This window comes from Paraburkholderia franconis (genome assembly GCF_009362735.1).
Taxonomy (GTDB): domain Bacteria; phylum Pseudomonadota; class Gammaproteobacteria; order Burkholderiales; family Burkholderiaceae; genus Paraburkholderia; species Paraburkholderia franconis.
Genome location: NZ_WHNP01000188.1, coordinates 1 through 2,523 on the forward strand (window position 1 = coordinate 1; position 2,523 = coordinate 2,523).

The 2,523-nt window shown below is 57.5% G+C and carries 3 protein-coding genes; 2 read left to right on the forward strand and 1 reads right to left on the reverse strand.

Translation table 11 applies throughout. The features are described 5' to 3' along the window. Position 1: 1 nt before the first annotated feature. Positions 2-1,093 (reverse strand): IS630 family transposase, encoded by a 1,092-nt coding sequence (locus GCT13_RS47345; RefSeq protein WP_152768400.1) that lies wholly within the window; start codon positions 1,091-1,093, stop codon positions 2-4. Positions 1,094-1,097: 4 nt separating this feature from the next. Here GCT13_RS47345 and GCT13_RS47350 point away from each other — a divergent pair, with 4 nt between their 5' ends. Both GCT13_RS47350 and GCT13_RS47355 read left to right on the forward strand, forming a co-directional pair. After that, on the forward strand, positions 1,098-2,252 hold the full coding sequence (locus GCT13_RS47350) for a hypothetical protein (protein ID WP_193727985.1): 1,155 nt from the start codon (positions 1,098-1,100) through the stop codon (positions 2,250-2,252). Positions 2,253-2,271: 19 nt separating this feature from the next. Beyond that, positions 2,272-2,523 (forward strand): transposase (locus tag GCT13_RS47355; RefSeq protein ID WP_152768401.1); only part of this gene is annotated, 252 nt, incomplete at its 3' end.

Consider the following 2,523-nt stretch of genomic DNA (forward strand, 5'->3'; position numbering starts at 1 on the left):
GCTAGTGTCCCGTTCCGCTAATTCGCGTACATAGTCTTTGTAGCTTGGCGAGGATGGAGTCAGCGGTAGCGGTCCACATGAATGGCTCGCAGTTTTGGTTGTAGTGGGAGACAAATTGATCGATACGTTTAACCAGTTGCTTGACCGAACCAAACGAGCCACGGCGTATGGCCTTGCCGGTGATCAGAGCGAAGAAGCGTTCGACCTGGTTAAGCCACGAACTGTAAGTCGGGATGAAATGCATATGCCACCGGGGACGTGCTGCCAACCACGCTTTGACCTTCGGATGCTTGTGGGCACTGTAATTGTCCACGATGCAGTGCACGTCAAGGTTGGCCGGCACCGCGTTGTCGATTTCGCGCAGGAACGACAGGAATTCCTGATGCCGGTGACGCGGTTTGCAGGTAGCGAGTACGGCGCCGTTGAGTACGTTCAGGGCGGCGAACAGCGTGGTAGTGCCATGACGAACGTAATCGTGCGTGACGCCTTCGACGTATCCGAAACCCATCGGCAGCATGGGTTGCGTACGCTCGAGCGCCTGACATTGGCTCTTCTCGTCTACGCACAAGACCAGGGCGTTCTCCGGCGGGCTCAGGTAAAGGCCGACCACGTCGCGCAATTTCTCGATGAAGAACTGATCGGTCGAGAGCTTGAAGCTTTCGCTGCGATGCGGTTGCAGACCCAACAGCTTGAGGTAACGGTGCACACTGGTCGGCGAGATAGCTGTTTCGGCGGCAATCGTCCGTACGCTCCAGTGCGTGGAGCCATCGGCGGGCTTGGTGTGCAGGGTCTTGTGAATCAGCTGAGCCACCCGCTCATCGTCGATCGTGCGCGGCTTGCCGGGGCGCACTTCATCATAGAGTCCGTTGATGCGCTGATCCAGAAACCGAAGACGCCACTTGCCCACCGTAGCGCGCGTGAGTTGCAGGCGCTGCGCGATCGCACTGTTGGGCTCTCCGTCAGCCGTAGCCAGCACGATGCGCGCCCGCGTGACCAGCGCAGCCGAAATCGAGCGAGAACGTGTGATCGATATCAGTTGCGAGCGCTCGTCTTCGTTCAGCACCAGTTCCGCCTTAGGTCGTCCCATCGACATGCTGATGTCTCCCGTTCCACTGACGTCAACATGCTACGCGAACATAGATCAGTTAACAACGGAACGGAACACTAGTCCCCGCGGCATCGTTGCCAGCGACGTCTACCCGCGTGCTGCGGAACCTACATCCGGCTTTCGCTTTGACCACGAGTTTTCGAAAATCGAGATCAGCACCCTGGCTCATCTGTTCAATGTCGCGCAGGCAACGGTCGAAGATGCGATGGCGGCCGCAATTACGCGCCGATGGCCGCAGGCCACTTCGCTGGATTATTTTCCGGGCCGCGAGCGGTACCAGTGGGACCGGGAAGATCGACACGAGTCTTATCGGGAGCACATTCAACGACACGCGTTGCTTAACGCTGCCACCAGCCTTTCAAAGGTTCTGCCGGTGGTCGTTCGGAGCTATGAAACCGAAGGCTGCTCACCTTGGCTGAAGTGGCGCGATCGCTACGACGTCACATTTGATGACGGTTCGTGGTTGTCAGACCGGAAAGATCCTGTTCCTCAGCAGGCGAAAGAAAATCTGTTAGGCAACAAGATCGCCCAGCAGGAAACGCTGCAGGATCAAGAAGCAGTGCTGCGGAAATTGGGCTTCATGAACACCGCCGTCGACGCGCTGTTTCCACTATATGGACGCTGGTCATCGCCTGACGGCGTGACTGTAGAGATCACGTCGGCGCTGACGGAACGAACGGGCGCCATTGGTCGGTGCATCGCATTCGCCAAGCGGCCCAGTCATGATCTTTGGCTGCCGGAGTTTTGGGACGATGGATATTACGACCACCGTAGTCGCCAAAAGAGCCCTTTCGCTCCGTTTGTGTGGGCGCCTGAGACCGAAAGCCTCGGTATCGATCTGAGCGACGAAATCGCCGCGAGGGGACCCGGCGGGAGACCCCGTCTTGGAATTGAGTTCACGAGGAGCCTGGTGTTGATGAATGAGCCAAATAGCTGTGACTGGCGCAAGACTGACGGAAGTCTCGCGCTGAGAAGCCAAGTCTGGGGCAGTTGGAAGCCCGATCCCGATCACAACCGACATCGCCATCAGGACGACGGTGAGATTCTATGGGCTTCGCCTGATTGGCTTGATGCGACATTGTCCAACCTCAACCGGCGACTTGTTTTCACGGTGACGCTAGACCGTGTTAGGAACTTTTTATAGAACCTGGTACCCTGGAGGGATGACAAAAGAAAGACGCAAACCCTACCCGACAGACGTGTCCGACGAAGAGTGGAGCTTCGCGGCGCCGTATCTGACGCTGATGGATGAAGCAGCACCGCAGCGCAAGTACGAACTGCGAGAAATGTTTAACGCGTTGCGCTGGATCGTACGTGCTGGTGCGCCATGGAGAATGATGCCCAACAACTTTCCTCCGTGGGAACTGGTGTACCAGCAGACCCAGCGCTGGCTTCAGGCAGGCTGCTTTGAGAAC

Excerpts from the sequence above, each read along its gene's own strand:
- GCT13_RS47345 (WP_152768400.1), bottom strand. The coding sequence starts at position 1,093 with ATGTCGATGGGACGACCTAAGGCGGAACTGGTGCTGAACGAAGACGAG.
- GCT13_RS47350 (WP_193727985.1), top strand. The coding sequence starts at position 1,098 with ATGTCTCCCGTTCCACTGACGTCAACATGCTACGCGAACATAGATCAG.